We start from the raw sequence: 4,868 nt of genomic DNA on the forward strand, positions 1-4,868 counted from the left end.
CAAATTAAGACCTGGTGTTGCTTTCAATGATAGAATCAATTTGAAGTTGTTGTTCAATAATTTTTCTTCGATGAATTTTTCGTAGTAATCTGTATCGATTAATTTTCTGCATTCTGCAAGTGTTTCTGAGAATTGCAATTGGTCGTAGTAGCTATCTGAGTACATGAAACTTAGAGCAGATTTTAAGAAATAGATAACTCCTTTTGTGTGGAAACTTCCTGCTTCTTTCAAATCGTATTCTAATTTGTTAAGAGTAGATGTGAGTTCGTCCTTGTCGATTCCGTTTTTTACGATGTTTTCTAGTTCTCTTTTAACCAATGCTTCAAATTTTTCAGTGTTTTTTACATCTGAGTTCTCAGCGATAACACCCATTGTGATTTCTTGGCCGTAAGATGATACGTTCTCTACAGATTCACAGATGTTTTCTTGTAATAATTTTTCTTTGATTATCGCAGATTCGTTGGAGAACAATACATCACTTAAAATAGTTGATACGAATGCGTCTTTTACATTTGTGATGTGTCCGACATTTGCAGCATATACCAATACATCTTTTCCGTCAGGATTTTCGTCTTTTGATATGTTATATTCGACTTCGACTTTTTTAGCTTTCTCAAATGGTTTTTGATAAGGAATGTCTGAGTCGATTTTTTTGTAATCATATTCTTCCAAATATTTTGACAAATGATCTAATTCTTCTTCGATATTTCCATTTCCATAGAAATAAATGAACGAATTTGATGGATGGTAGTATTTGTCGTGGAATTCCAAGAATTTGTCGTAAGTTAAATCTGGAATGTTGTAAGGATTACCACCAGATGAATGAGCGTAAGTTGTGTCTGGGTACAAATATTTGAACAATTCATCGAAAATAATCGTATAAATTGAACTGTAAGCACCTTTCATTTCGTTGTACACAACACCGTTGTATTTGATATCATCGTCGATATTTTTGATTTCGTAGTGCCAACCTTCTTGATAGAAAATATTTTTCTTTTCGTAAACAATTGGATTGAACACTGCATCCAAATAAACATCCACGAGATTTTTGAAATCCTTGGCGTTTCGACTTGCGACAGGATAGCATGTTTTATCTGGGTAAGTTATCGCATTCAAAAAAGTTTGTAGCGATGATTTTACCAAATCCATAAATGGTTCACGAGTTGTGTATTTTTTGGAGCCGTTCAATACTGAATGCTCCATTATGTGAGCGACACCTGTGCTGTCTTGTGGAATTGTCTTGAACGCGATTGAAAATACTTTGTTTTCGTCGTCGTTAGCGAGCTTCAAAACTTTTGCTTTTGTCTTTTCGTGTTCGAAAAGAAATGCAGTAGAATTGATGTCTGACAATTCTCTTGTATCTATTAATTTAAAATTTTTATAATCTTGCATAAAAATCTCCTTTTTTCTTTTTAATATATTATATCAAATTGCGAAAACTTAACAAAATTACAAATTTATTAAATTTTCGTTTATTTGGGTATAAATAATTGTTCGCTACATTCACAATTATCATTTTTTAGAAGTGTATATGATATAATAAATAACAAATAAGAGGTGAGAATATGAAATTAATATCATGGAATGTTAACGGATACAGAGCCGTGTGGAAAAAAGGATTTAAGGAAGCATTTGATAGTTTGAATGCGGATATTTTTTGTTTGCAAGAAATCAAAATGAAAGAAAATCAAATGACTGACGAAATGGAAATAGAAGGCTATCACAGATATTCTTATTCAGCTAACAAGGCTGGATATTCTGGAACTTTGGTCTACACAAAAACTGAGCCAATAGGTGTAAGTTTTGGAATTGGAATTGATGAACACGACACTGAAGGACGTGTGATTACATGTGAATACGAAGATTTTTTCTTGGTGAATGTCTACACTCCGAACTCCAAACAAAAATTAGAACGCTTGGATTATAGAATGGTGTGGGAAGATGAATTCCACAATTATTTGAATATTTTAAGAGATAGAAAACCTGTAATTGTGTGTGGGGATTTGAATGTCGCTCACAACGAAATTGATTTGAAAAACCCACAATCAAACCGACGTTCAGCAGGATTTACCGATGAAGAAAGAAATAAAATGTCACTTTTGTTAAACGATGGTTACATTGACACGTTCAGATATTTTTATCCTGACAAAACAGATGAGTATTCTTATTGGTCTTATTTCGCAAAGGCGAGAGAAAGAAATGCTGGATGGAGAATTGATTATTTCATAGTAAGTGATGATTTGAAGGACAATCTTGTGGATGCGAAAATTCACCAAAGCATAATGGGATCAGACCATTGTCCAGTTGAATTGGAAATAAATTTTTAAGGAGATATTATGACTAGAAATAGAATTTGGATAAGTGGAGCAGATGGAAAGATTGGAAAAGTATTACAGAAATATTTGGATCCTTTGGAAGATGAAGTCTTAGCAACGGATAAAGATATCGTAGATATTGTAAATTCTGATGAAACTTCCATATTTGCCAGAAGAAACAGACCGAATGTAATCATAAATTGTTCTGCACTTACAGACCCTGTCGCATGTCAAGAAAACCCGGACGAAGCTTTCAGAGTAAATGCTTTGGGAGCAAGAAACATGGCTGTTGCAGCGAACACTGTGGATGCGAAAATAATTCACATGTCTGCTGATGATGTGTTCAGTGGACAATCCAGAAGTGCCTACAGAGAATACGACACTCCTCATCCAACGACAATGTATGGAAAAAGCAAATTGATGGGAGAAAATTTCGTAAGGGAATTCAGCGTAAAACACTTTATTTTGAGAACAAGTTGGTTATTCTCTCCAGTAAATCACAGGGTAGAAGATATTATTAAAGAAGCACAACAAACAGGAAAAGTTTTGGTTCCTAAGGCTCAATATTCTTCTCCGACAAGTGCATATCAATTAGCTGAATTTATCGTGAAATTGATGGATACTTACGATTACGGGATTTATCACGCATCATGTGAGGGAGTTGCTAGTAGAAAAGATTTTGCAGAAGAAATTTTGAGGATAAAAGGAATTGATGCGGAAGTTATCGAAGATGAAAACTTGAGAATTGAAGGTCATAGACCAGATTTCACAGCTTTGGAAAATTTCTTGTTGAATACTTCTCAAATTTACAAATTCACTGATTGGCAAACTTCTTTGAAAAAATATATCGAAAAAAACAATTTGTAATGCAAAATGAATTTTAAGAAAAAGGAAAGATATTTATGAAACAAAAGAAAAAAATGGGACTTACAACTCAAATTTTCATAGGATTATTTTTAGGGTTGTTGGTAGGAATAGTTTTTAATCTATTTGTCCCTTCATCATATATAAAAGATACCATTTTAGTTAATGGGATATTCGACGTATTGGGGCAAGGATTTATTAGATTAATGCAAATGCTCGTTGTTCCATTGGTGTTTTTCTCACTTGTAACTGGTGCGATGAGCATGGGGGATACTAAAAAATTAGGAAAAATCGGAGTCAAAACACTTGTGTTTTATTTGTTCACTACGGCTTTGGCGATAACTTTGGCGCTATTATTGGCATCATTTATAAAGCCTGGAGTTGGAATTGATCTTAGCAAAGTGAGCCAGGCTGCCCAAGCAGACCCTGCGAAGGCAGTTTCAATAAAAGATACTGTGCTCAATTTGATTCCTACAAATCCAATTAAAGCTATGGCTGAAGGAAATATGTTGCAAATAATTTTCTTCGCATTGTTAGTTGGAATTATTTTGGCGAATTTGGGAGAAAAAGCACACAACGTAGCAAATATTTTCGAAGAATTCAACGACATAATGATGGATATGACAATGATTGTCATGAAGTTTGCGCCAATAGGTGTATTTGCTCTTATCACAAAGACATTTGCAACTTTAGGATTATCTGCAATATTCTCTATGTTAAAATACATGCTCACAGTAGTTTTAGGATTGGGATTGCAACTTTTCTTAGTTTATATGGTTTTATTGACGATTTTTGCAAAAGCAAATCCATTCAAATTCTTGAAGAAATTCTTCCCGGTTTTGGGATTTGCGTTCTCCACATCATCTTCAAATGCAACAGTGCCAATGAACATCAACAAATTGGAAGAACTTGGAGTTAGTAGAAAAATTTCCTCATTTACAATTCCACTTGGAGCGACTATCAACATGGACGGAACAGCAATCATGCAAGGAGTTGCAGTAGTATTTGCAGCGAACGCCTACGGAATGCAATTGACTCCACAAAACTTCTTGACAGTAATTGCTGCAGCGACACTTGCATCTGTAGGTACTGCAGGAATTCCTTCAGTTGGTTTGATAACTTTATCCATGGTGTTCAATTCAATTGGACTTCCGATTTCTGCAATAGCGATGATAATGGGAATAGACAGAATTTTAGATATGATTAGAACAGCGATAAATATCACAGGAGATGCGGTATGCACAGTTATCGTCGCAAATAGTTCTGGCGAAGAGTATTTTGATAGGGAAAAATTTAATTCGTAAATTTTAATAAATGATAAACACTTATAGAAAATTTCAATAAGTGTTTATTTTTTTATCTGATATAATAAATATAAGGAGGGATAATTTTGAAATTAGAAAATAAACATATCAAAAAAATCATCGTTATTCTTGTAGTGGTTCTTGCATTTGTATTTATCAAACCACTTAGAGAAGGATTAGGAAACATGTCAAAAGCGTTTCAAAACCTCGAAAGTGTAAAAGCGTACATCAGATCATTTGGGAAAACTGCAGTTGTAATATCATTTTTAATGATGATAGTGCAATCAGTTGCAGCTCCAATCCCAGCTTTTTTCATTACATTTTCAAATGCAGCTATTTGGGGATGGGTTAAGGGAAGCATATTGTCTTGGACATCTGCAATGGC

Annotated in this window: 4 protein-coding genes and 1 pseudogene; 4 read left to right on the forward strand and 1 reads right to left on the reverse strand. The window is 34.0% G+C overall.

The window, feature by feature from the left end; translation table 11 throughout:
• Window positions 1-1,392: insulinase family protein (locus KHW44_RS06400; protein WP_304067382.1), on the reverse strand; the 1,392-nt coding region annotated here is incomplete at its 3' end.
• A 173-nt stretch (window positions 1,393-1,565) separates the two neighbouring features.
• Here KHW44_RS06400 and KHW44_RS06405 point away from each other — a divergent pair.
• The 4 genes and pseudogenes from KHW44_RS06405 to KHW44_RS06420 all read left to right on the forward strand — a co-directional run.
• Window positions 1,566-2,327, forward strand: a complete 762-nt coding sequence (locus tag KHW44_RS06405; RefSeq protein ID WP_002835661.1) for an exodeoxyribonuclease III — start codon at window positions 1,566-1,568, stop codon at window positions 2,325-2,327.
• 9 nt (window positions 2,328-2,336) lie between these two features.
• Entirely contained in the window at window positions 2,337-3,182 is an 846-nt protein-coding gene (locus KHW44_RS06410) for an NAD(P)-dependent oxidoreductase (RefSeq protein WP_304067385.1), read from the forward strand.
• Window positions 3,183-3,217: 35 nt separating this feature from the next.
• Window positions 3,218-4,483: a dicarboxylate/amino acid:cation symporter gene (locus tag KHW44_RS06415; RefSeq protein WP_304067388.1), complete on the forward strand. Its 1,266-nt coding sequence runs from the start codon at window positions 3,218-3,220 to the stop codon at window positions 4,481-4,483.
• An 86-nt stretch (window positions 4,484-4,569) separates the two neighbouring features.
• A pseudogene (locus tag KHW44_RS06420) lies at window positions 4,570-4,868 on the forward strand (TVP38/TMEM64 family protein); the annotation flags it as partial.

This window comes from Finegoldia magna (genome assembly GCF_018371055.1).
Lineage (GTDB): Bacteria > Bacillota > Clostridia > Tissierellales > Peptoniphilaceae > Finegoldia > Finegoldia magna_I.

Bases quoted from the DNA above. Each gene is read 5' to 3' on its own strand.
- KHW44_RS06405 (WP_002835661.1), top strand. From the start codon at position 1,566: ATGAAATTAATATCATGGAATGTTAACGGATACAGAGCCGTGTGGAAA.
- KHW44_RS06410 (WP_304067385.1), top strand. From the start codon at position 2,337: ATGACTAGAAATAGAATTTGGATAAGTGGAGCAGATGGAAAGATTGGA.
- KHW44_RS06415 (WP_304067388.1), top strand. From the start codon at position 3,218: ATGAAACAAAAGAAAAAAATGGGACTTACAACTCAAATTTTCATAGGA.